At 64.4% G+C, this 21845-nt stretch carries 21 protein-coding genes; 14 read left to right on the forward strand and 7 right to left on the reverse strand.

Annotated features, from left to right (window positions below; translation table 11 throughout):
* From HBO05_RS02755 to HBO05_RS02765, 3 genes are all read right to left on the reverse strand, one after another.
* Positions 1–1188 carry an LLM class flavin-dependent oxidoreductase gene (locus HBO05_RS02755; RefSeq protein ID WP_169953139.1) on the reverse strand — a complete coding sequence of 396 codons (1188 nt, stop codon included), beginning with the start codon at positions 1186–1188 and terminating at the stop codon, positions 1–3.
* A gap of 160 nt (positions 1189–1348) precedes the next feature.
* Positions 1349–2080: a class II aldolase/adducin family protein gene (locus tag HBO05_RS02760; RefSeq protein ID WP_169953137.1), complete on the reverse strand. Its 732-nt coding sequence runs from the start codon at positions 2078–2080 to the stop codon at positions 1349–1351.
* A gap of 15 nt (positions 2081–2095) precedes the next feature.
* Positions 2096–3139, reverse strand: coding sequence for an ABC transporter substrate-binding protein (locus HBO05_RS02765; RefSeq protein ID WP_169953135.1), 1044 nt, complete (start codon positions 3137–3139; stop codon positions 2096–2098).
* Positions 3140–3490: 351 nt separating this feature from the next.
* Here HBO05_RS02765 and HBO05_RS02770 point away from each other — a divergent pair, with 351 nt between their 5' ends.
* The 3 genes from HBO05_RS02770 to HBO05_RS02780 all read left to right on the forward strand — a co-directional run bounded on the left by HBO05_RS02770 (position 3491) and on the right by HBO05_RS02780 (position 8453).
* The gene (locus tag HBO05_RS02770; protein ID WP_169953132.1) at positions 3491–4723 is read left to right on the forward strand and encodes an acyl-CoA dehydrogenase family protein; all 1233 of its coding nucleotides are present in this window, start codon (positions 3491–3493) and stop codon (positions 4721–4723) included.
* Positions 4724–4837: 114 nt separating this feature from the next.
* Positions 4838–6604, forward strand: coding sequence for an ABC transporter ATP-binding protein (locus tag HBO05_RS02775; protein WP_169953129.1), 1767 nt, complete (start codon positions 4838–4840; stop codon positions 6602–6604).
* A complete protein-coding gene (locus HBO05_RS02780) occupies positions 6597–8453 on the forward strand; it encodes an ABC transporter ATP-binding protein (RefSeq protein ID WP_169953127.1) in 1857 nt (618 codons plus the stop codon). Before HBO05_RS02775 ends, HBO05_RS02780 begins: the two co-directional genes overlap by 8 nt.
* Before the next feature lie 1004 nt (positions 8454–9457).
* On the opposite strand, the gene HBO05_RS02785 is transcribed toward HBO05_RS02780, so the two are convergent.
* From HBO05_RS02785 to HBO05_RS02795, 3 genes are read right to left on the reverse strand one after another with little or no spacing between them, the layout of a single operon-like run.
* Complete coding sequence (locus HBO05_RS02785) at positions 9458–9712, reverse strand: cytochrome C oxidase subunit IV family protein (RefSeq protein WP_170041269.1); 255 nt, start codon at positions 9710–9712, stop codon at positions 9458–9460.
* Positions 9676–10242: a cytochrome c oxidase subunit 3 gene (locus HBO05_RS02790; RefSeq protein WP_172311573.1), complete on the reverse strand. Its 567-nt coding sequence runs from the start codon at positions 10240–10242 to the stop codon at positions 9676–9678. Before HBO05_RS02790 ends, HBO05_RS02785 begins: the two co-directional genes overlap by 37 nt.
* The gene (locus HBO05_RS02795; RefSeq protein WP_169953120.1) at positions 10226–11002 is read right to left on the reverse strand and encodes a CbbQ/NirQ/NorQ/GpvN family protein; all 777 of its coding nucleotides are present in this window, start codon (positions 11000–11002) and stop codon (positions 10226–10228) included. Before HBO05_RS02795 ends, HBO05_RS02790 begins: the two co-directional genes overlap by 17 nt.
* Before the next feature lie 308 nt (positions 11003–11310).
* Between HBO05_RS02795 and nirS the strand changes: the two genes are divergently transcribed.
* The 11 genes from nirS to HBO05_RS02850 all read left to right on the forward strand — a co-directional run bounded on the left by nirS (position 11311) and on the right by HBO05_RS02850 (position 20182).
* Complete coding sequence (gene nirS / locus HBO05_RS02800) at positions 11311–12879, forward strand: nitrite reductase (protein WP_262376912.1); 1569 nt, start codon at positions 11311–11313, stop codon at positions 12877–12879.
* A gap of 24 nt (positions 12880–12903) precedes the next feature.
* A complete protein-coding gene (locus HBO05_RS02805; protein WP_169953116.1) occupies positions 12904–13218 on the forward strand; it encodes a c-type cytochrome in 315 nt (104 codons plus the stop codon).
* 16 nt (positions 13219–13234) lie between these two features.
* Positions 13235–13561: a cytochrome c gene (locus HBO05_RS02810; RefSeq protein ID WP_172311577.1), complete on the forward strand. Its 327-nt coding sequence runs from the start codon at positions 13235–13237 to the stop codon at positions 13559–13561.
* Positions 13558–14730, forward strand: coding sequence for a cytochrome D1 domain-containing protein (locus tag HBO05_RS02815; protein WP_172311579.1), 1173 nt, complete (start codon positions 13558–13560; stop codon positions 14728–14730). Before HBO05_RS02810 ends, HBO05_RS02815 begins: the two co-directional genes overlap by 4 nt.
* A gap of 1 nt (position 14731) precedes the next feature.
* Complete coding sequence (locus HBO05_RS02820; protein WP_076963276.1) at positions 14732–15190, forward strand: Lrp/AsnC family transcriptional regulator; 459 nt, start codon at positions 14732–14734, stop codon at positions 15188–15190.
* Positions 15187–15702: an AsnC family protein gene (locus tag HBO05_RS02825; protein WP_169953109.1), complete on the forward strand. Its 516-nt coding sequence runs from the start codon at positions 15187–15189 to the stop codon at positions 15700–15702. Before HBO05_RS02820 ends, HBO05_RS02825 begins: the two co-directional genes overlap by 4 nt.
* Positions 15695–16138, forward strand: a complete 444-nt coding sequence (locus HBO05_RS02830) for an Lrp/AsnC family transcriptional regulator (RefSeq protein ID WP_169953107.1) — start codon at positions 15695–15697, stop codon at positions 16136–16138. The genes HBO05_RS02825 and HBO05_RS02830 overlap by 8 nt, the downstream gene beginning before the upstream one ends.
* Positions 16113–16631, forward strand: a complete 519-nt coding sequence (locus HBO05_RS02835; protein ID WP_169953105.1) for an Lrp/AsnC family transcriptional regulator — start codon at positions 16113–16115, stop codon at positions 16629–16631. Before HBO05_RS02830 ends, HBO05_RS02835 begins: the two co-directional genes overlap by 26 nt.
* A gap of 14 nt (positions 16632–16645) precedes the next feature.
* A complete protein-coding gene (gene nirJ / locus HBO05_RS02840) occupies positions 16646–17824 on the forward strand; it encodes a heme d1 biosynthesis radical SAM protein NirJ (RefSeq protein ID WP_169953103.1) in 1179 nt (392 codons plus the stop codon).
* Positions 17825–17891: 67 nt separating this feature from the next.
* On the forward strand, positions 17892–18725 hold the full coding sequence (gene cobA, locus HBO05_RS02845; RefSeq protein ID WP_172311581.1) for a uroporphyrinogen-III C-methyltransferase: 834 nt from the start codon (positions 17892–17894) through the stop codon (positions 18723–18725).
* The gene (locus HBO05_RS02850) at positions 18722–20182 is read left to right on the forward strand and encodes a cytochrome D1 domain-containing protein (protein WP_170041264.1); all 1461 of its coding nucleotides are present in this window, start codon (positions 18722–18724) and stop codon (positions 20180–20182) included. The genes cobA and HBO05_RS02850 overlap by 4 nt, the downstream gene beginning before the upstream one ends.
* 159 nt (positions 20183–20341) lie before the next feature.
* On the opposite strand, the gene HBO05_RS02855 is transcribed toward HBO05_RS02850, so the two are convergent.
* Complete coding sequence (locus HBO05_RS02855; protein WP_172311583.1) at positions 20342–21784, reverse strand: outer membrane protein transport protein; 1443 nt, start codon at positions 21782–21784, stop codon at positions 20342–20344.
* Between the last annotated feature and the right edge of the window lie 61 nt (positions 21785–21845).

Genomic DNA, 21845 nt, shown 5'->3' on the forward strand with positions numbered 1-21845 from the left:
TCAGGCCTCATCCAGCTGCACGAGCTTGTGGGTGACGCCCAGACGCGGCACGTCAAAGCCGTGGTCCAGCTCCAGCAGCGGGAACAACAGGTCCGCCACGCGGTGCGCTTCGTCAATCAGCGGGAAACCGGAAAGGATAAAGGCCGAGGTACCCTGGGCCTCGTACTCGCGGATACGCTCGGCAACCTGCTCGGCGCTGCCCACCAGGTAGGTGCCCGCCGCAGGGCCGAGGATATTGAAGCCAAACAGGCTTGGGCCGAGCCATACGTTGGGGTAGATCTCCAGGTCGCGGGCGGTGGGCAGGCGGCCCGCACGAATGGTCTCGAGGTTGCGCTGGGTCTGTGGATCGTCGCTGTGGAACTCATCGAAGCTGACGCCAGCCGGCAACTGGCGTTCGATGGCGTTGCGTGCGGTTTGCAGCGAGGTGCGTTGCAGCAGTTTCTCGGCGTGGGCCCACGCCTCTTCTTCGGTCTCGCGCACGATGATTTGCAGGCGCGTGCCAAAGGTCAGTTCGCGGCCGATTTTTGCAGCTTCGGCGGCCACCTTGCGAAACTTGTCGCCCAGCTTGGGCGGGGTATTGGCAAAACTCAGGTAGACGTCGAGCAACTGCACCGAATGGGCCACGCCGGGCCCGGAAGTACCGGCGCCCCACAAGGGGATCCCGGGTTTCTGGCGCGGCGGATGCCAGCCACCCAAAGGATGATTGGCGGCGCCGGGGGCACGGGGGGCGAGCTTGACGTACTGGCCGTCGAAACCGCTGGTATCGCCGGCGTAGAAACCCTGGAACGCCCGCCAGTATTCGAGGCTGAAGGCATAACGTTCGTCGTGGGGGTAATGCACGCCGAGGGTGGCCAGGCCGGCGTCGTTGCCGTTGACCACGTTGAACAGCAGGCGGCCGTTGGAGAACTGGTCGAAGGTCAACGCCCACTTGGCCAGGACCGCCGGCGACAGCTCGCCGGGGTGTTGCGCCACCAGAAAACGCAGGCGCTGGGTCGCGTCGATCAGCGAGGCGGCGACCACCAGGCTTTCGTTGGGGCTGGAGCCGAGCAGCGAACCGTAGAAGCCCAGGCGGTCACTGGCGATGGCCAGCTGCTTGAGGTGTTCGAAGTCGGTTTTCCAGCGGCCTTCGGGCTCCCAAGGGTATGGCCCATCGGGGGTGGTGAGGTACCAGAGGATTTTTACAGCCATGGCAAAGCATCCTTGAAAACATTCTATAAAACGCCAGGCAATCGGCGTTCGGCATACCGGCTTCATCGCTGGCAAGCCAGCTCCTACAAAGGTGATGCGACGCCGGCCCACTGTAGGAGCCGGCTTGCCGGCGATAGCGGTAAACCAGCTCCCACAAGGGTCAGGTGCGGCGGTCGATGGCCGGGACCAGGCCCAGGGCCGTGGCTTGCTCATACAGGCCGCTCATTTTCCATTGCTGGGTCAGCACCCCAGGGCCGTAGGCGCGGGAGCCACCCAGGGCGTCGGCGAGCAATTGCAGTTGCGCGCCCTCCTCCAGCAACACAATGAATTCTGCGGTGGCGCGCAGGCCCTGCTTGCCCCACACCGTGGCGCCGCCGTTGGCTTCGAGGATCGCCAGGTTGAAAGGGTTCTCGGCGATTTTGTCGAGGATGAAGTCCACTTCCTGCTGGCGTCGGTCGATGTACACCGGCAGCTCGCGGGCCAGTTGGTAACGCTGCACCGGCACGTAGTGGAACGGCAAGGTGCGGTGGGTCTGGGCCCAGGCGCCGAGGTACGGCGAGTGCACGTGGGACACGGTGGTCACGTCCGGGTGCTGCTCGAACAGCTTGGTGTAGCGCCCTGCCCCGCCCTTGCCATTGCCGTAGATCAGGTTGCCGGCAAAGTCGCTGACCGTGGCCTGTAGCGGCTTGCGGTAGTTCCAGGGCCCACCGTAGTTGACGGACACCAGCAGCTCTTCGCCGGGCACGCGCTCGACAAAGCCGACCGTGCCATTGGCGGTGATGGTGTTGGTTTCGCGGAACACGGTGAAGGCCTCTTCGGCTTCCAGCAGCACCTTGTCGATGAAGTCTTGCAGGGGCTGGCTGATGGGTTGAGCGAGGACAATCGCAGTCATGGGGTTTCTCCAGGTTCAGGCGCGGCGCTTGGCCAACAGTTCATGGGCAGCTTGCAGGGGGCGCGGGTCGACCCAGTCGGCGATGGCGAAATCGCGCTCCAGGAAGCCGTGCAGGTAGAGGAAATCTTTCTGGACACCGAGAAATTCCAGGCGCTGGGCCGACAAATCCGGCGCCAATGTGGTGTGGAAGTCGCCGCGATAGGCCTCGGCCACACCGGCACTGCCGGCGCGGGTTTCTTCTTCGAGGATGGCGTTCAGGGCCTCACGGTTATTCGCCGCCCAGTCGGCGGCGCCAAGGGTTTGCGCGAGGAAGCGCACCACCAGGTCGAAATGGTTGTCCAGCAGGTCCTGGTGGACCGTGATCGGGCGTGGCGTGCCGTTGTTGATGCGGTAGCGCGGCTCGGCGATCAGGTCCAGGTCAATGCCCACCACCAGCCCCAGGCGGCGCGCGGCATCGGCGGCCGATGCGCCCTTGACGTACACCGCATCTACCTCGCCACGCACCAGGTAATCCAGGCCGGACCACAGGCGCTGCAAACCCTGCTGCGGGTCAGGCGCCTGTTGTTGGTCCTGCAACGCCACTTCCACCAGCTGTACATCGTCAAAGCCCAGGCCGGCCAGGCTCAGCGCGCCTTTGTAGCCATGCAGGCTCATGGCCCGGGCGATGCTGCCGGGACGGTTGTCGCCCCAGGCCGGCAGCGCCAGGCGCTTGCCTTTGAGGTCTGCGGGACGACTGATGCCGGAGTCCGGGCGGACCAGGATGGTTTGCCACTCTTCAATCCAGGTCAGGCCGATCAGCCGGCTTGGTGCACCACCCGCGCGGGCGGCCAATGCCGGGACGTTGCCGCCTTCGCGAAACAGCCCCGGCAGGTCGTGATCGTAATGGTGACGGCCCAGTTGACGAGCCTCCTGCAATGTGGCGACCGGCAGGCCGTCGGCGGCGAATTCCTCGCTCAACCAACCCAGCTTGTAGGCGATCCCGGAAGCGGTCGGCACCGGGCAACGGGTGAACCAGATCTGCTCCAGGGTGGGCGTGGGCAAGACAGCGCAAAGGGTCATAGGCAGCTCCATTGAATTGGGCAAGGCAGTTGCCGGGAGCTATTGCAGAGGCCGTGCCAAATGGCCAAAGCCCCGCTACGCAAGGGCTTGGCGCAAACGTCAGGCAGAGGGCTGCTGGCCTGCCAACAGCACTGCTGCTGACCCAGCAGCCGGCGTGACGCGGCTGCTGCTCCAGCAACACCCCGCCCGCCGCAAGCCCGCATTTAGGCGTTGGCGCAGAACTTGCTCAAGCCCCTTCAACACCGCACTCCCCTGTAGGAGCCGGCTTGCCGGCGATGGCGTCCTTGATAACGCCATCGCCGGCAAGCCGGCTCCTACAGGGAGCGGGATCTAGCATAAGGATGAGTAGCAATGACCACGTTCGAACAGGCACCCACACGCCAACTGCACAGCGAGGCTGAGGCCATCGCCGTCGCCCGGGAGATCGCCCTGGAGATCGCCCGGATCGCCGCCGACCCCCAGCAAAACGGCCAACTGCCTTGGCGCCAGGCCCAGCTGTTGTCCGAAAGCGGCCTGACCGCCATCGGCGTGCCCAAGGCCTTTGGCGGGCTGGGTGCCTCGGTGCAGACCATCGTCGAAACCGTACGCCTGGTCTCGGTGGCCGATGGCGGCGTCGGCCAGTTGCTGCAAATCCATAACGTGATGCTGCGCGGGATTTTCAGCGGCTACAGCGACGCCGTGCGCGATCGACTGATTGCCGATGTACTGGCCGGCAAACGTTTCGGCAACGCCCTGGCGGAAGTGGGCGGGAAAAACAAGTTCGCCCTCAAGACCCGCGTCGAACGCCGCGCCGACGGCAAGCTGGTGCTCAATGGCAGCAAGTTCTACTCCACCGGTTCCTACCTCGCCGAGTGGATCTCGCTGACCGCAGCCAGTGACGATGGCGGCGCCAGCGTGCTGCTCAACCGCAATACCCCGGGCCTGACCCTGCTCGATGACTGGGAGGCCTTCGGCCAGAAAAACTCGGTCAGTGGTACCGTGCGCTTTGACGCTATCGAACTGGACGAAGCCTTCGTCTCGCAACGCAAGGGCCCGATGAAACGCACCGGGCTGACCTTCCCGCAGATCCTCCACGCCGCCATCGACACCGGGATTGCGGCCGGCGCGCTGGGCGCCGCCGTCGATTACCTCAAGCACAACGCCCGGCCATGGGTGGAAAGCGGCGTGGACCACGCCAATGAAGAACCGCACATCATCAAGCAGGTCGGCGAGTACGCCGTGGCCTTGCGCGCGGCCGAGTCACTGTTGCGCGACGCCGCGCGGGTGTTCGACCAGCATGAACTGGACCCGGAAAACAAGGAGCTGCAAGACGAGTTGATCCTGTCGGTGGCCACTGCGCGGGCGCATTCGGACGCTGCTTCGCTGAAGATCTCCAGTGATATTTTCTCGCTGCTGGGCGCCAGTTCGTCCCTGAGCAAATGGAACCTGGACCGCTTCTGGCGCAATGCCCGGGTGCACACCACCCATGACCCGATCCGCTGGCGCTTGCACCACGTGGGCAACTACTACCTCAACGGCGTGGACCCGGGCGAATACACCGCGATCCTCAATGCCAAGCAGACCCAGGGCGCTACCACCCGCTAACCCCCAACCTGGCAGGAGCCGGCTTGCCGGCGATGGCGCCCTTGAAACCGGCGCATGGCTTGCGGGCCCGATCGCTGGCAAGCCAGCTCCTACAGGGTTTTGATTGAGCTTTTCATGAGCGAAAAACATCCTCTTTTACGCAGCCTGGCGATCTACCGGGAGATGCCCTGGCGCTTCTGCCTGGTGGCCGCGCTGTATGTGGCGATCAACCTCGGGCTGGTCTGGCAGCAGTGGCTGATCGGCCATGCGGTCAACGATGTCAGCGCCGGGCACGCGGTGGTACGCCAGGCGGATGGCAGCCTCGACGCCAGCCTTGGCTGGTACTGGCTGGGGTTGATGCTGGCCGTGGCGCTGGGGCGCGGGGTGTTGCAATATGCGGCCAGCGTGCTGTCCCTGGTGCTCAGCCAGGAGCTGCTGACGCGCCTGCGTGAGCGCATTCTCGACCAGGTGCAGAACCTGCACCTGGGCTATCACTGGCAACACGGCATGGGCGAGATGATCACCCGTACCACCCGCGATGCCGACAAGGTGCGCGATGCGCTGATCAGCTTTTGGCGTCAGGTGGTGGAAACACCGCTGGTGGTGCTGGCCACGGTGGGCTTGTTGAGCTGGTATCACCCGCTGCTGGGCCTGGTGCCGTTGCTGTTGACCGTCACCGGCCTGTGGATTTTCGTGCGCCAGACCGAGCGCCTGGTGAGCCTGGATCGCGCCGTGGGCGCGGCCTACGACCGGGTCAACCAGGACCTGAGCGAAGGCATCGGTGGGGTGCGGGTGATCAAGTCATTTGCCCTGGAGCAGCAGCGCATCAACGGCTTCTCCAGCCAGGTGGCAGTGTTTGCCAGCCTCGCACGCCAGGCCCTGGCCTATTCCAGCTCGCGCATCCCCCTGCCCCAGGCGGTGGTCGCGTTCGGCCATGTGTGGATCCTGGTGTACGGCGCCCATCTGGTGGCGGCCGGGCAGTTGAACATCGGTGAACTGGTGACCTCACTGCTGATCGCCACCACCCTGGTATTTCGTATCGAGGGCATTGGCCGGGTGATGCAGACCTTCGCCGACGCCCGGGCCAGTGCCGAACGCATCTGGCAGTTGCTCGACGCGCCGCTGGCGATTGGCGACGGCAGCGCGAGCCTGCCCGCCAGCCCCCTGGGCTTGCGCCTGGAGCACGTCAGCGTCAGCGCGCCGGGGGGTGGCCGCGACATTTTGCAGGATTGCTCGCTGACCTTGCAGCCTGGGGAGATCGTCGCCCTGGTGGGCGCCACCGGTACCGGCAAGAGCCTGCTGGCCAGCCTGTTGCCGCGCCTGACCGACGTCAGTGCCGGGCGCGTGCTGCTGGGTTCGGCGCAGGACGGTTGGCAGGATATCCGCAGCCTGAACCTCGCACAGTTGCGTCGCCGCGTGCATGTGGTGCCCCAGGAGAGTTTCCTGTTTGCCGGCAGCCTGGCGGCCAACCTGCGCCTGAGCGCACCCAGCGCCACCGATGAACAACTGCACGCGGCGCTGCGCATGGCAGCAGCCGATGACGTCTTGCAGCGCTTGCCCCAGGGCCTGGAAACCCCCCTGGGCGATCGCGGCGTCACCTTGTCGGGCGGTCAGCGTCAACGCCTGTGCCTGGCGCGGGCGCTGCTCGGTGCGCCAGACATTCTGTGCCTGGACGACGCCACCAGCGCCCTCGATGCAATCAGCGAGCGCCTGGTGCTGCACAACCTGCGGCAACTGCGCGGCACCACGGTGCTGGTGATCTCCAGCAAGCTCTCGACCATCCTCCTGGCCGACCGGGTGCTGATGCTCGAAGGCGGCAAGATCGCCGCCGAGGGACCCCATGCCCAGCTGCAACACACCAACGCGCACTACCGCGACCTGCTAGGGATCGACCATGGCTAATCCAATCGCCGGCAAAGCCTTGAGCGATATCGAAATCGAAGAAATGCTTGCCAAAAAGGCCCTGGACCGCAGCATGTTCAAGCGCCTGCTGCCGTTGCTGCAGCCGATCCGCCGGCAGATCCTGGCAGTGATCGGCATTGAAGTGCTGCTGGTGTTCACCGTGTTCCTGCGCCCCTGGTTTGTGCGTGAACTGCTGGACCGCGGCCTGGTACAACAAGCCGAGCACTGGTTGCTGGATGAGCGCCTGGTGCTGTGGCTGGGCCTCGGGTTGGCCGCCAGTTGGCTGCTGCGTTTCCTGTTGGCCGGGGTGTCGCAGTTCGTCGCCGGGGGCGCGGCGATTGGGGTGCTCAACGCCCTGCGCGTGCGGGTGTTTGCCCATGTCCAGGGCTTGAGTGTCAGCTACTTCGACCAGACCCGGGCCGGGCGCATCATTTCCCGGGTCGATCGCGATGTGGATGCCCTCGAACCGCTGCTGATCCAGGGCCCGCCAGAACTGCTCGGGGCCCTGCTGCGGTGTGGGCTGGCCTCGGTGATGCTGTGGCGCATCGACCCGCGCTTCTTCCTCAGCCTGGTGGCGACGGTACCGCTGCTGGTGTTGGCGACCTGGAGCTTCAAGCGGATATCCCAGCGCAACTGGGCCAGGGTCGCGGAAAACCGCAGCCGCTTTACCGCACACCTGGTGGAAAGCGTCAGCGGCGTACGCCTGTTGCAACAGTGCGCCCAGCAAGGGCCGAACCTGCGGCGCTATCGTGGCCTGCTGGATGACTTCAACCACGCCTTGATTCGCGGCAGCTTGCGCTCCAGCTGGTTTGCGCCGTTTACCGCGCTGCTCAGCTCGGCGGGGATTGCCGTGCTGTTGCTGGTGGGCGCCTATGGCCTGGCGGCGGGTGATGTGACCGTGGGCCAGGTCGCGGAGAGCCTGTTTTATGTGTTCTTGTTCCTCGGGCCGTTGCAGGAGCTGTCCGACCTGTTCGAGCGCTACGCCACGGGGTCGGCCAGTGCCCAGCGGATTTTCCTGCTGCTCGATACCCGGGCGCAGATCACCGACTGCGCCGCGCCTGCCACCTTGGCGCGGGCGCGGGGTGAAGTGCACTTCCAGGGGGTGGGGTTCAGCTATACGCCGGGGGCGCAGGCACCGGTGATCAACAATCTCGACCTGCACATCCCCGCCGGCCAAGTGCTGGCGATTGTCGGCCCTTCCGGGCATGGCAAAAGTACCTTGGTGCAACTGCTGACGCGCTTCTACGAGGTACAGACGGGGGCGGTGCTGCTTGACGGCATCGATGTGCGCGAACTGGCGCAACACACCCTGCGGCGCAACGTCGGGGTGGTGCTGCAGGACAACGTGTTGTTCAGCGGCAGCATCCTCGACAACCTGCGCCTGGCGGCACCGGACGCCGATGACAGCCGACTGATCGCCGCAGCCCGCGAACTGGGCGCCGACGAAGTGCTGGAGCGACTGCCCCATCAATATCACACCGAAGTCGGCCCACTGGGTGCACACCTGAGTCACGGCCAGCGGCAACTGGTGTGCCTGGTACGCGCGTATCTGGCGGATCCTGCGGTGCTGGTGCTGGACGAGGCGACGTCGGCGGTGGATATCCATACCGAGCGGCGCATCCAGCGGGCCTTGCGACGGTTGTGCGAGGGGCGCACGGCAATCATCATCGCCCACCGCCTGGCGACGATTCGGGATGCGGATCGCATTGCGGTGGTACGGCATGGACAGGTGGTGGAGCTTGGGCCGCATCGGCAGCTGATTGAACAAGGGGGGGCGTATGCGGCGTTGTACCAGTCGTATCTGCGAGGCGCGCAAGGGGTGGTGCCCGTGGCGGAAACGGTGATATAGGCGCGGGCAAGCCCGCTCCCACAGGGGGGCTCACTTGGGCAGAGAATTTGGCCACAGCACAAATCACACGTGGGAGCTGGCTTGCCGGCGATGGCGGTGGGTCAGGCAGTATGTTCTTCGGCTGATGTACCGCTATCGCGGGCAAGCCCGCTCCTACAGGGGACGCTGGCTTGGGTAGAGAATTTGGCCACACTGCAAATCACATGTGGGAGCTGGCTTGCCGGCGATGGCGGCGGGTCAGGCAGTATGTTCTTCGGCTGATGTATTGCTATCGCGGGCAAGCCCGCTCCTACAGGGGACGCTGGCTTGGGTAGAGAATTTGGCCACACCACAAATCACATGTGGGAGCTGGCTTGCCGGTGATGGCGGTGGGTCAGGCAGCCTGTTCTGCGGCTGGTGTACCGCTATCGCGGGCAAGCCCGCTCCTACAGGGGACGCTGGCTTGGGCAGAGAATTTGGCCACACTGCAAATCACATGTGGGAGCTGGCTTGCCGGCGATGGCGGTGGGTCAGGCAGCCTGTTCTTCGGCTGATGTACCGCTATCGCGGGCAAGCCCGCTCCTACAGGGGACGCTGGCTTGGGCAGAGAATTTGGCCACACTGCAAATCACATGTGGGAGCTGGCTTGCCGGCGATGGCGGCGGGTCAGGCAGTATGTTCTTCGGCTGATGTATTGCTATCGCGGGCAAGCCCGCTCCTACAGGGGACGCTGGCTTGGGCAGAGAATTTGGCCACACTGCAAATCATATGTGGGAGCTGGCTTGCCGGCGATGGCGGTGGGTCAGGCTGCCTGTTGTTCGGCTGATGTACCGCTATCGCGGGCAAGCCCGCTCCTACAGGGGACGCTGGCTTGGGCAGAGAATTTCGCCACACCACAAATCACATGTGGGAGCTGGCTTGCCGGCGATGGCGGTGGGTCAGGCAGTATGTTCTTCGGCTGATGTATTGCTATCGCGGGCAAGCCCACAGGTAAGCGGCGCGGCAGTTTCGATAAATGTGCGCCCTTAATGCATCACCACAATCCCCATCACCAACACCACCGGCCAGGCCAACATCGCGGCCCGCCACCCCAGGGGCGCATGCCGCAGTTCCATAAACCCATCGGTAATCATCCAGGCCTTGGCCACTGCTGCCAACACCACTATCCACCACAGCCCCGCAGCGCCCGACATGACCGTGCCTACGCTCAGCAGCACCAACGCGCCCCAGCAGGCCAGCAGCCTCACAACACGTACACCAGGGGAAACAACACCACCCATACCAGATCCACCATGTGCCAATAGAGCACCCCTGACTCGAACCCCGACTGGCGCCCCGGTCCATAAGCCCCACGCCAGCAGTGCAACGCCAGCCATGCCAGGATCACCATCCCCAACAGGACATGCAGGAAGTGAAACCCGGTCAGAATCCAGTACAGGGTAAAGAACGTGCTGTGCTCCAGCCCCAGTCCGGCAGCGGCCAGGTGCCCGTACTCGCCGAGCTTGATCCACACATACACCACCGCCACCGACAGCCCCAACAGCAATAACCCACTTGCCCGCCGAGGCTGGCCGGCAAGCCGTTGTTGCTGCGCCAACGCCGCCAGCAGGCCGGCTGTCAGCAGGCTCAGGGTCATAGCCAGGCCGGTGGAGGTATCCAGCTGTGCGCGGCCTTCGGCAAAGGCTTGGGGCTGGAGCATCTGGGCCGCCGCAAAGGCGAGCATCAGCAGCGCAAACACCGAGAGTTCGGCGAGGATGAAGAACCACATCGCCAGGTCGCCCGGCAGGCGCCGTTCAACTGAAGTGAACATCAACCACGTCCATCAGGGCCGCAACGGTTTGCGGATCATCGCTCAGCGCTTCAGCCAGGCACGCCATGCACGCTTCACGCGGGTGCATGCCAGCGGCGATCAGGCGCGCGGTGAAGATCAGCAGGCGCGTCGACGCCACCTCTTCCAGATCATGCTGGTCCAGCCGGCGCAAGGCCTGCCCCAGGCGTACCACCTGGGCCGCCAGGGCGCTGTCTACCTGGGCTTCGCGGGCGACGATGCGTTCTTCTTCCAGGGGCGACGGATAGCCAAAACGCATCGCGACGAAGCGCTGGCGGGTGCTGGGTTTCATGCCCTTGAGCAGGTTCTGGTAACCGGGGTTGTAAGACACCACCAGCATGAACGACGGCGGCGCCTTGAGGACTTCGCCCGTGCGTTCCAGGAACAACTCGCGACGGTCATCGGCCACCGGGTGCAGGACCACGGCGGTGTCCTGGCGCGCCTCGACCACTTCGTCCAGGTAGCAGATGCCCCCTTCACGCACCGCGCGGGTCAGCGGGCCATCCTGCCACCAGGTGCCCTGGGCGCCGATCAGGTGACGGCCGATCAGGTCGGCGGCGCTGAGGTCGTCGTGGCAGGCCACGGTGTACAGCGGCAGTTGCAGGCGATGGGCCATATGCTGGACGAAGCGGGTCTTGCCGCAGCCGGTGGGGCCCTTGATCAACACTGGCATGCGGTGGCGCCAGGCGTGTTCGAACAACTCATGCTCGTTGTTGACGGCTTGGTAGAAGGGTTCGGTCATGGTGCACCTTGCATGGGCAACGGGTTTGACGGCCACGCTACGGGGCCCTGCGACAACCTGGCAAGCCGTACTCAAGGCAAACTTGATCGCCGTCAAGCGGTCATTCACCCGCCGCGACATAGTCTCTGCTGGCACTAAGAACCTGCGTTCTACCCGGATCGCAAAGGTCTTGCCTGAGGAGAGATGGAATGCTGACTCGCAACAAAACACCCTTCGTACTGACGCTGGCCAGGCTCAGCTGCGCGCTGGCCCTGGCCCTCTCAACGCAGGCCTTCGCGGCTGCACCTGCACCTGCACCGGCGACGGCCATGGTCAAGAGCCCCGGCGCACCCGACTTGAGCCAAGCCGAGTTCGATGCTTCGAAGCAGATCTACTTCGAGCGCTGCGCCGGCTGCCACGGTGTGTTGCGCAAGGGCGCCACCGGCAAGCCGCTGACCCCGGACATCACCCAGGCCCGGGGCCAGGCGTATCTGGAAGCCTTGATCACCTACGGCTCCCCGGCCGGCATGCCGAACTGGGGCACCTCCAATGCGCTGACCAAGGCGCAGATCACCAGCATGGCGACCTTCATCCAGCACACCGCGCCGACGCCGCCGGAATGGGGCATGGCCGAAACCCTCAAGACCTGGAAGGTACTGGTCAAGCCCCAAGACCGCCCGAAGAAGCAGCTCAACACGCTGAACCTGGAAAACCTGTTCTCCGTCACCCTGCGTGACGACGGCAAAATCGCCCTGATCGACGGCGACAGCAAAAAAATCGTCAAACTCATCGACACCGGCTACGCCGTGCATATCTCGCGGATCTCCGCTTCGGGCCGCTACCTGCTGGTGATCGGCCGTGACGCCAAGATCGACATGATCGACCTGTGGCCCGCCGAGCCGACCAAGGTCGCCGAGATCAAGGTGGGCATCGAGGCCCGCTCGGTGGAGACCTCCAAGTTCAAGGGCTATGAAGACAAGTACGCGATTGCCGGTTCCTACTGGCCGCCGCAGTTCACCATCATGGACGGCGAGACCCTGGAGCCCAAGCAAATCGTCTCGACCCGTGGCATGACCGTGGACAAACAGGAGTACCACCCGGAACCGCGTGTGGCGGCGATCATCGCCTCCCACGAATGGCCGGAGTTCATCGTCAACGTCAAGGAAACCGGCAAGGTGATGCTGGTCAACTACCAGGACATCAAGAACCTCACCATCACCACCATCGACGCCGCGCCTTTCTTGCATGACGGCGGTTGGGACAGCACCCACCGCTACTTCATGACGGCCGCGAACAACTCCAACAAGGTCGCGGTGATCGACTCCAAGGAGCGCAAGCTCACCGCCCTGGTGGATGTGGGCAAGACCCCGCACCCCGGTCGTGGCGCCAACTTTGTGCACCCGCAATATGGTCCGGTATGGGCCACCAGCCACTTGGGTGACGGTGGGGTCTCGGTGATCGGCACCGACCCGGTCAAGCATCCGCAGTACGCCTGGAAGCAGGTGACCTCGCTCAATGGCCAGGGCGGTGGCTCGCTGTTTATCAAGACCCACCCCAACTCGCGGCACCTGTACGTCGACACCACCCTCAACCCCGACACCAAGCTCAGCCAGTCGGTGGCCGTGTTCAATATCGACAAGCTCGACGCCGGCTACACCGTGCTGCCGATTGCCCAATGGTCGGGCATCAAGCAAGGCGCCCTGCGCGTGGTGCAGCCGGAATACAACAAGGCGGGCGATGAAGTGTGGTTCTCGGTGTGGAACGGCCAGGAAGAGGAGTCGGCGCTGGTGGTGGTCGATGACAAGACCCTCAAGCTCAAGAACGTGATCAAGGACAAGCGCCTGATTACCCCGACCGGCAAGTTCAATGTCTACAACACCCAATTCGACATTTATTGAGCTTCATCAACAAGAGGCAACCCAATGAAAAATATCCTGCTTGCACTCGCGGCCCTGGGCGCGGCGTTGAGCCTGTCCACGGCCGTTGCCGAGGATGGTGCGGCGCTGTTCAAGAGCAAACCCTGCGCTGCCTGCCACACCATCGACAGCAAGATGGTGGGGCCGGCGCTCAAGGAAGTCGCGGCAAAAAATGCCGGCGTCAAGGACGCTGACAAAACCTTGGCCAGCCACATCAAGAACGGTACCCAGGGTAACTGGGGACCGATTCCGATGCCGGCCAACCCCGTCACCGACGCCGAAGCCCTGACCCTCGCCCAATGGGTGTTGAGCCTGAAATAAGCACAAGGAGCACGCCATGCAAGTCTCGATGATCGGTTCGGCCATGGCGTTGCTTTTCCTCATTCCCGCGCCGGTGCACGGAGCACCGGCGCCTGCGCGCCAGGTCCAGCTGGAACACCTGCTGACCCAGGACTGCGGGGCCTGTCACGGCCTGCACCTGACCGGTGGCCTGGGCCCGGCCCTGACGCCCCAAGCCCTGGCCGGGCGGACCCGCGATGCCCTGATTGCCACCGTGACCTATGGCCGCCCTGCCCTGGCGATGCCTGGCTGGGCGCCGTTGCTCAATGCCGGCGAAATTGCCTGGCTGGTGGATCGCCTCCTGCAAGGAACCCCTGCGCCATGATCCGTCCCCTGTTTGTGTGCATTGCCGGCCTGTTGCTCACGGCCTGTGTCCAGCCACCGCTACGCGGCACCGGCGACCTGGGCCTGGTGGTAGAGCGTGCCAGCGGCAGCCTGCTGATTATCGACAGCAGCCACCAGGCGCGCCTGGCCCGGGTCGAGGGGCTGGGGGATTTGTCCCACGCCTCGGCGGTGTTCTCCCGGGACCAGCGCTACGCCTACCTCTTTGGCCGGGACGGCGGGTTGACCAAGATTGACCTGCTGACCCAGCGCATCGACCAACGCCTGATCCAGGGCGGCAACAGCATCGGCGGCGCGATCAGCCAGGATGGGCGCCTGATTGCGGTCTCCAACTACCAACCGGGCGGGGTCAAGGTGTTCGACGCGGTGACCCTGCAACAGGTGGCCGATATCCCGGCCACGCCCGTGGCCGACGGCAAACGCTCGCGGGTGGTGGGCCTGGTGGATGCGCCAGGGCAGCGCTTTGTGTTCAGCCTGTTTGATACCGACGAGATCTGGAGCGCCGATTTCAGCCAGGGCAACACCCCGGCCATCACCCGCTTCAGCGGTATTGGCCGCCAGCCCTATGACGCGCTGATCACTGCCGATGGCCGTTACTACATGGCCGGTTTGTTTGGCGAGGACGGCATGGCCCAGCTCGACCTGTGGCACCCCGAACTGGGGGTCAAGAGCGTGCTGGCCGATTACGGTCGCGGCCAGGAAAAACTGCCGGTGTACAAGATGCCGCATCTGGAAGGCTGGGCCGTGGCCGACAACCAGGCGTTCGTGCCCGCCGTGGGCCGGCACCAGGTGCTGGTGATGGACGCACGTACCTGGCAACAGACCGCTGCCATCGCCGTGGCCGGCCAGCCGATTTTTGTCACCGCACGGCCCGATGGGCGCCAGTTGTGGGTCAACTTCGCCTACCCCGACAACGATCGGGTGCAGGTACTCGACAGTGAAACCCACCAGGTGGTCGCGGACCTGCGCCCCGGCCCCGGTGTGCTGCACATGGAATTCACCGGGCGCGGTGAGCAGCTGTGGTTGTCGGTTCGCGACGGCCAGCAGGTGCAGGTCTGGGATCCTTATCGTTTGACCTTGCTCAAGACCCTGCCGGCCGACAGCCCCAGCGGCATCTTCTTCAGCAGCCGCGCGCAAAAAATGGGGTACTGAGATGGAACTGGATGAACTGACCGCACGCCTGATCGACCGCTATCAACACGGCATGCCGCTGTGTGCCGAGCCTTACCTGGAAATGGCGCAAACCCTGGGTTGCAGCGAGCGCGAGCTGCTGGCCTGCCTGCAACGCCTGGAACTGGCGGGCGCGCTGTCGCGGGTCGGGCCGGTGTTCGATCACAGCCGTGCCGGCGCCAGTACCCTCGCCGCCCTGGCGGTGCCCGCCGAGCGCCTGGAGCAAGTGGCGGCGCGCATCAGCCGCTACCCCGAGGTCAATCACAACTACGCCCGCGAACATCACTACAACCTGTGGTTTGTGTTGACCGGGCCTAATCGCCGCCATCTGGAACAGATCCTGGAAGAGCTGGAAAAGGACACCGGCCTGATCCCCCTGGACCTGCCCATGCTCACCTCCTACCGCATCGACCTGGGTTTCGCCCTGGGAGTCCACCCGTGATCGCGCCGCTGAACCATGAACAATTGCTTGACCTGCGCCAGTGCCTGGAGCGCGGGCTGCCGCGCGTGTCGCGGCCCTATGAAGACCTCGCCGAGCAGATCGGAGCCCATCACCTGCAAGTGCTCAAGCAGATGCAGCAATGGCAGGAACAGGGTCTGTTCCGCCGCGTCGGCCTGGTGCTCAACCACCGCGCCCTGGGCTATGTGGCCAATGCGATGCTGGTGCTGGATGTGCCCGATGCACTGATCGATGAAGTCGGCCAGCGCCTGGGCCGCGCGCCGGGCATCACCCTGTGCTACCAGCGGCCACGGCGCTTGCCGCACTGGCGCTACAACCTGTTCTGCATGGTGCACGGGCGTGAACGCGCAGCGGTACAGGCGCAGATCGAGGCGCTGCTGCAACAGCATCTGCTCAGCGACCTGCCCCACCACCTGCTGTTCAGCACGCGCATGTTCAAGCAATGCGGCGGGCGTTTTGCGCCGCCGCCGTCACAGGTATGGGCCCATGGATGAACTCGACCGGCAACTGATCAATCGCCTGCAACGGGGCCTGCCGCTGGTGCGTGATCCATGGCAGGCAGTGGCTGATGAGCTACGCAGCACGCCCGACGCGTTGCTCGACCGCCTGCACCTGCTGCTCGAAGACGGCGTGCTGACACGCTTCGGGCCGATGTTCGACATCGAGCGCCTGGGGGGCGCGTTCACCCTGGCCGCCCTTGCGGTGCCCGAATCACGTTTTGAAGAGGTCGCGGCGCAACTCAACGACCTGCCGCAAGTGGCCCACAACTACCGGCGCGAGCATCCCTGGAACATGTGGTTTGTGCTGGCCTGCGCAACCTGCGACGACCTCGACCAGACCCTGGCGCATATCCACACCCTGACCGGGCTTGAGGTGCTTAACCTGCCCAAGGAGCAAACCTACCATGTCGGCCTGTATTTCCCGGTTTGACGAGAACCTGGCCCAGCGCCTGATCCATTTGACCGAAGCCGGCCTGCCGCTGGTGGAAGACCCCTGGACCTGGCTCGCCGAGCAACTGGGTATCAGCGTCGAATCGACCCTGGACCTGCTCAAGCGCCTGCAAGGGGAAGGCGCCATCCGCCGGATCGCCGCCGTGCCGAACCACTATCGCCTGGGCTACCGCCACAACGGCATGACCGTGTGGGATGTGTGCGACGAACAGATGCCGCGCCTGGGCGAACTGATCGGCGCCCAGCCCTTTGTCAGCCACTGCTACCGCCGCCCCCGGCGCGCGGACTGGCCGTACAACCTGTTCGCCATGGTGCATGGGCGCAGCCGTGAAGAAATCGACAGTTACCGCGAACACCTGCGCTTCCTGCTGGGCGATGCCAGCCGGGCGGACGAGATGCTGGTGAGCAGTCGCATCCTGAAAAAAACCGGCTTGCGCCTGAGCTCTCCCCTCGCTCCTGCACGTGCGCGCTGAAGAAGGAACATCTTATGCTTAGGATCAGTCATTACCTGCGCACCCTGGCCGGTCAATGCCCACCACCGCGCAGCGCCAAACCGGGCAGCCAGCGCGCGCCGGTGGTGATCTGGAACCTGCTGCGCCGTTGCAACCTGACCTGCAAGCACTGCTATGCCACCAGCGCCGACAGCGTGTTCCGCGATGAACTGGACACCGAGGCCGCACTGAAGGTGATCGATGACCTGCACGAGGCCGGGGTCAAGGTGTTGATTCTCTCGGGCGGCGAACCCCTGCTGCGCGAGGACCTGTTCCAACTCAGCGCCTACGCCCGTGCCAAGGGTTTTTTTGTTGCGCTGTCGAGCAATGGCACGCTGATCGATGAAGGCAACATCCAGCAGATCGCCGCCGCACGCTTTGACTATGTGGGCATCAGCATCGATGGCTTGAAGGCCACCCACGATGCATTCCGCCAATGCGAAGGTAGTTTCGAGCGCTCGATGCACGCCATCAACCTGTGCCGCCAGGCGGGTATCCGCGTCGGCCTGCGCACGACCCTGACCCAGGAAAACCACGCGCAGCTCCCGCAATTGCTGGCCTTGATGCGGGAATACGATGTGCAGAAGTTTTACCTCTCGCACCTCAACTACAGTGGGCGCGGCAAACGCAGCCGGCAACTGGACGCGCACCAGCAGATGAGCCGCGAGGCGATGCTGATGATTTTCCAGCAGGCCTGGGACGACATCCAGAATGGCGTGGCCAGTGATTTTGTCAGCGGCAACAACGACGCCGACGCCGTGTTGCTGCTGCAATGGGTGCACCAGCACCTGCCAGAACACTACCCGCAACTTGAACACCTGCTGCATGCCTGGGGCGGCAATGCCTCGGGCAGCGGCATTGCCAATATCGACAACACCGGCGAAGTGCACCCGGACACTTACTGGTGGCAATACTCGGTGGGCAATGTGCGCCACACCTCGTTCCGCGAGATCTGGCTGGAGCGCCCCGACCCGTTGCTGCTGCGCCTGCGCCAATACCCACGCCAGATCGGTGGCCGTTGTACCGAGTGCCGCTGGCTGGGGATCTGCAACGGCAACACGCGCACCCGCGCCTGGGCCGACGGCGACCTCTGGGGCCCGGACCCCGGTTGCTACCTCAGCGATGCAGAGATCGCCCGTACACCGCCCACCTTGATTCCTTGCTCGGCACGCTGAACCCCCGGCCGGCCACCTGGTGACACAACCGGGGGCCGCCAACCTGATGATGAACCAAGGAAGTCTCATGCACTCATCCCACGCATTACCCTCCGTGCTGCACAGCCCCTTCCACCCCGGCGAAGTCGCCCTGGTCGGCGCCGGCCCCGGTGACCCGCGCCTGCTCACCCTGCGCGCCTGGAGCCTGCTGATGCAGGCCGATGCGGTGGTGTTCGATCGCCTGATCAGTGCCGATCTGCTGACCCTGATCCCACTGACCTGCGCCCGGCATTACGTGGGCAAGGCCAGCGGTTATCACAGCCTGCCCCAGGCGCAGATCAACGAACTGCTGGCCGAACTGGCCCAGCAGGGGCAGCGGGTGGTGCGGCTCAAGGGCGGCGACCCGTTCGTGTTTGGCCGCGGTGCCGAAGAGCTGGAGTACCTGCTGGCGCAAGGTGTGTCGTGCCAGGTGGTGCCCGGCATCACGGCGGCATCCGGTTGCAGCGCCTATGCGGGCATCCCGCTGACCCATCGTGACCTGGTCAACTCGTGCCGCTTTGTCACCGGGCATTTGCAGCGCGACGGCGAATTGAAGCTGCCCTGGGACAGCCTCGCCGACGGCAGCCAGACCCTGGTGTTCTACATGGGCCTGTCGAACCTGGCGATGATCGCCGAGCGCCTGATCGGTGCCGGCCTGCCCGGCGACACGCCAGCGGCGCTGATCTGCAACGGCGCCCGCGCCGACCAGCAGGTGCATCGCGGCACCCTGCGCCTGCTGCCAGCCCTGGCGCTGATGTGCGAGCCCGGCGTGCCGACCTTGACGGTGATCGGGCAGGTGGTCGACCTGTTTGCCGACGCCGCCCTGCACTACCCCGCCAGCCTTGTGCCCGGCCACTTCGCGGCGTCCAGGGTGGCGGTATGAAACGCCTGTGGCTGGTGCCGCTGCTCTGGGCCAGCGCCGCCCACGGCGCACCGGATGCCGCCGCCGATTACCAGCAGCATTGCCAAAGCTGCCATGGCCTCAACCGGGTCGGCAGCAGCGGCCCGGCGTTGTTGCCCGAGAGCCTGGGGCGAATCAAGCCGGCCGAGATGCGCCAGGTGATCGAACACGGCCGCCCGGCCAGCCAGATGGCGGCATTCGCGCCGCTGCTGACGGCGCAACAGATCGACGCCCTGGTGAGTTTTCTGCAACAGCCGCCGGCCACCCCCGCGACCTGGAACGAACAGGATATCCGTAGCAGCCATCGCCAATTGGCCGACCTCAGCCAACTGCCGAGCACCCCGCAACACCACGCCGACCCGCTGAACCTGTTTGTGGTGGTGGAGTCCGGCGACCATCACATCGATATTCTCGACGGTGATCGCTTTGAAGTGCTCGACCGCTTTGCCTCGCACTTTGCCGTACATGGCGGGCCGAAGTTTTCTCCGGACGGGCGTTTTGTGTACTTTGCTTCGCGCGACGGCTGGATCAGCCTGTATGACCTGCACAACCTCAAGCTGATCGCCGAGGTCCGCGCCGGGCTCAATACCCGCAACCTCGCGGTGAGCAAGGACGGGCGCTGGGTGCTGGTGGGCAATTACCTGCCGGGCAACCTGGTGGTGCTGGATGCGCGCGATCTGTCGCTGGTCAAGACCTTACCGACAAACTCGCGGGTCAGCGCGGTGTACACCGCTCCTCCGCGCAACAGCTTTATCGTCGCCCTCAAGGATGTGAATGAGGTTTGGGAGTTGTCCTATGCGGCGCCCAGCCCGAGCTTCGAACCCCGGCGCATCCAGGCCCAGGATGTGCTCGATGACTTTTCCTTTTCACCTGACTATCGCCAACTGCTCGCCACCTCGCGCAAGGCCGGCGGCGGTCAAGTGATCGACCTCGACTCCGGGCAGGTGGTCACCGACATTGCGCTGGCCGGCATGCCGCACCTGGGCTCGGGGACTTACTGGCAGCGCAACGGGCAGTGGGTGTTTGCCACGCCGAATATCAGCAAGGGGCAGATTTCGGTGCTGGACCTCAAGACCTGGAAGCTGATCAAACAGATCCCCACCCTCGGGCCGGGGTTCTTTATGCGCAGCCACAGCAACTCGCGCTATGTGTGGAGTGATGTGTTTTTTGCACCCGGCAATGATGCGATCCACTTGATCGACAAGCAGACCCTGGAAATCGCCCACACCTTGCGGCCCATGCCGGGCAAGACGGCGGCGCACGTGGAGTTCACCCGGGATGGGCGCTACCTGCTGTTGAGCATCTGGGATCGCGAGGGTGCGTTGATCGTGTATGACAGCCAGACGCTGCAGGAGGTCAAGCGGATTCCCATGAACAAGCCCTCGGGCAAGTACAACGTGGGGAACAAGATCGAGTTTGCTGAGGGGACTTCACATTGATGTGGGGGTGGGTGACTGGCGATAGCGGTGTACCCGCCAAGAGGGATGGTGAGTGGGCTGCAGCTATCGCGGGCAAGCCCGCTCCCACAGGGGATCTGCTTGGCCACACCACCGACCCACTGTAGGAGCTGGCTAGCCCGTGCTCGCAGGGGATCTCGCTCAGAAGGCGTAGGTAGCGCCCAGGCTAAGCACTTCGCCTTTGATCTGGGCTTTTCCCTCTAGCGACGCGGCGCCAAGACGGTCAATGTTCTTGGTCTTGAGCTTGACACTTTGCACAAACTGCCGCGAATAAGCGCCGTCGATGCTCAAGCCCGGAATCGCCCGGATGTGGTAGCCAAAACCCAGGGACGCAAATACCCGATCACCATCCGGGATCCGTGGGTCGCGGGTGGAGTTGGGGGTTGGGGTCTGGTCAAATGCCACGCCGCTGCGCAGGGTGAGGTCGTCGGTGAGGGCGTAGTCGCCACCGATGGCGTACGTCCAGGTGTTTTTGTAGTTGTACGGAATCGATACCAGGGTGCTGCCATCCGACTTCAAGGTCAGCGCCTTGAACGATGACCATTGGGTCCAGGTGGCACTCAGGCCCAGGGTCAAGCGCTCAGAAAACCGGTGGACCCAGTCCAGGGACGCATTGGCCGGGATGTCCAACTGTGCCGAGGCATTGGCACCACCGGGATACAGATGCAGGCCCGGATAGGCCAGTTCGACCAAGGTCTTGCCATCGAGTACCGGGGTGGTCATCAGGTCCCTGGAAAGTGCATCGGCGTGGATATTGTATTTACCCTCCAGCTTGTTACTGATCTTGGCGTGGTAGTTCAGGCCGAAGGTGTCTTGCAACGTCGGCTTCCAGGCCATGCCGGCAAACCAGCCCAGGGAGGTGTTGTCGACCTTGACCCGCATCAAGGCGCTGCCCTGGCCGGCCGGAAAGGGAATGTTGCCCAGGTCCGGCGACTGCGCGGCGGCGGCATACAGGTCGACGTTCTGGCTCACGAAGCCTTTGGTGTGCTGCACAATCGCACCGCCGCCCACGGCAAACTGCTCATTGACCTTGAACGATAACGAACCGGTCAGGCCCACGGTTTCGATCTTGGTGTCCACCGCAAAGTCGCGGCCTTTCCAATCTTCGTCCCACGTCGTGCGTGCGCCCATGGGCACCACTTGGCTCAGGCCGAAGGCAAAGCGCTCGTTGAGCGGTATCACCACAAAGCCGCTCGGCACCCAGGCGTCGAAGCCGCCTTGGCCACCGTTGCCGGTACGGGGGGTGGACGTCGTGAGGCCAGTGTCCGGGTCGAACACCGTGCTGGACGCCGGATTGCCCATGTAGTCATGTGCCGAGCCTTTGTATTTGATGTCGATGTCGGCGTAGTTGAGGGTGAACTGCGAGATGCTCTGGTCAATGAATGCCATCGCCGCCGGGTTGTTGTAGGCCGCCGAGGGATCGTTCTGGAACATCGCCCCTCCACCGAACGCCCGCCCCCAGCCGGCAGTACTGGCCGTCGGCGTCATGAATGCGCCCGCCTGGACCTGACTGCCCCCGGCCATCAGCCCAGCCCACATTGCCAGGCCGAGACATACCCGGGCCTGCTGCTTCTTGTCACTCATGCTCGACTCCTTTTTGTTATCCGCCGTACAACAGGCGCCTCTATCGAGGCGCCTGCCTTTC

The organism is Pseudomonas sp. WS 5079 (assembly GCF_012985465.1).
Classification (GTDB): Bacteria; Pseudomonadota; Gammaproteobacteria; order Pseudomonadales; family Pseudomonadaceae; genus Aquipseudomonas.

What these genes read in the sequence shown, in the direction of transcription:
- HBO05_RS02780 (WP_169953127.1), top strand. Translation starts at nt 6,597, where the DNA reads ATGGCTAATCCAATCGCCGGCAAAGCCTTGAGCGATATCGAAATCGAA.
- HBO05_RS02810 (WP_172311577.1), top strand. Translation starts at nt 13,235, where the DNA reads ATGCAAGTCTCGATGATCGGTTCGGCCATGGCGTTGCTTTTCCTCATT.
- HBO05_RS02765 (WP_169953135.1), bottom strand. Translation starts at nt 3,139, where the DNA reads ATGACCCTTTGCGCTGTCTTGCCCACGCCCACCCTGGAGCAGATCTGG.
- nirS (WP_262376912.1), top strand. Translation starts at nt 11,311, where the DNA reads ATGGTCAAGAGCCCCGGCGCACCCGACTTGAGCCAAGCCGAGTTCGAT.
- cobA (WP_172311581.1), top strand. Translation starts at nt 17,892, where the DNA reads ATGCACTCATCCCACGCATTACCCTCCGTGCTGCACAGCCCCTTCCAC.
- HBO05_RS02850 (WP_170041264.1), top strand. Translation starts at nt 18,722, where the DNA reads ATGAAACGCCTGTGGCTGGTGCCGCTGCTCTGGGCCAGCGCCGCCCAC.
- HBO05_RS02775 (WP_169953129.1), top strand. Translation starts at nt 4,838, where the DNA reads ATGAGCGAAAAACATCCTCTTTTACGCAGCCTGGCGATCTACCGGGAG.
- HBO05_RS02795 (WP_169953120.1), bottom strand. Translation starts at nt 11,002, where the DNA reads ATGACCGAACCCTTCTACCAAGCCGTCAACAACGAGCATGAGTTGTTC.
- HBO05_RS02790 (WP_172311573.1), bottom strand. Translation starts at nt 10,242, where the DNA reads ATGTTCACTTCAGTTGAACGGCGCCTGCCGGGCGACCTGGCGATGTGG.
- HBO05_RS02770 (WP_169953132.1), top strand. Translation starts at nt 3,491, where the DNA reads ATGACCACGTTCGAACAGGCACCCACACGCCAACTGCACAGCGAGGCT.
- HBO05_RS02760 (WP_169953137.1), bottom strand. Translation starts at nt 2,080, where the DNA reads ATGACTGCGATTGTCCTCGCTCAACCCATCAGCCAGCCCCTGCAAGAC.
- HBO05_RS02835 (WP_169953105.1), top strand. Translation starts at nt 16,113, where the DNA reads ATGTCGGCCTGTATTTCCCGGTTTGACGAGAACCTGGCCCAGCGCCTG.
- HBO05_RS02785 (WP_170041269.1), bottom strand. Translation starts at nt 9,712, where the DNA reads ATGGGTGGTGTTGTTTCCCCTGGTGTACGTGTTGTGAGGCTGCTGGCC.
- HBO05_RS02820 (WP_076963276.1), top strand. Translation starts at nt 14,732, where the DNA reads ATGGAACTGGATGAACTGACCGCACGCCTGATCGACCGCTATCAACAC.
- HBO05_RS02805 (WP_169953116.1), top strand. Translation starts at nt 12,904, where the DNA reads ATGAAAAATATCCTGCTTGCACTCGCGGCCCTGGGCGCGGCGTTGAGC.
- HBO05_RS02855 (WP_172311583.1), bottom strand. Translation starts at nt 21,784, where the DNA reads ATGAGTGACAAGAAGCAGCAGGCCCGGGTATGTCTCGGCCTGGCAATG.
- HBO05_RS02755 (WP_169953139.1), bottom strand. Translation starts at nt 1,188, where the DNA reads ATGGCTGTAAAAATCCTCTGGTACCTCACCACCCCCGATGGGCCATAC.
- HBO05_RS02815 (WP_172311579.1), top strand. Translation starts at nt 13,558, where the DNA reads ATGATCCGTCCCCTGTTTGTGTGCATTGCCGGCCTGTTGCTCACGGCC.
- nirJ (WP_169953103.1), top strand. Translation starts at nt 16,646, where the DNA reads ATGCTTAGGATCAGTCATTACCTGCGCACCCTGGCCGGTCAATGCCCA.
- HBO05_RS02830 (WP_169953107.1), top strand. Translation starts at nt 15,695, where the DNA reads ATGGATGAACTCGACCGGCAACTGATCAATCGCCTGCAACGGGGCCTG.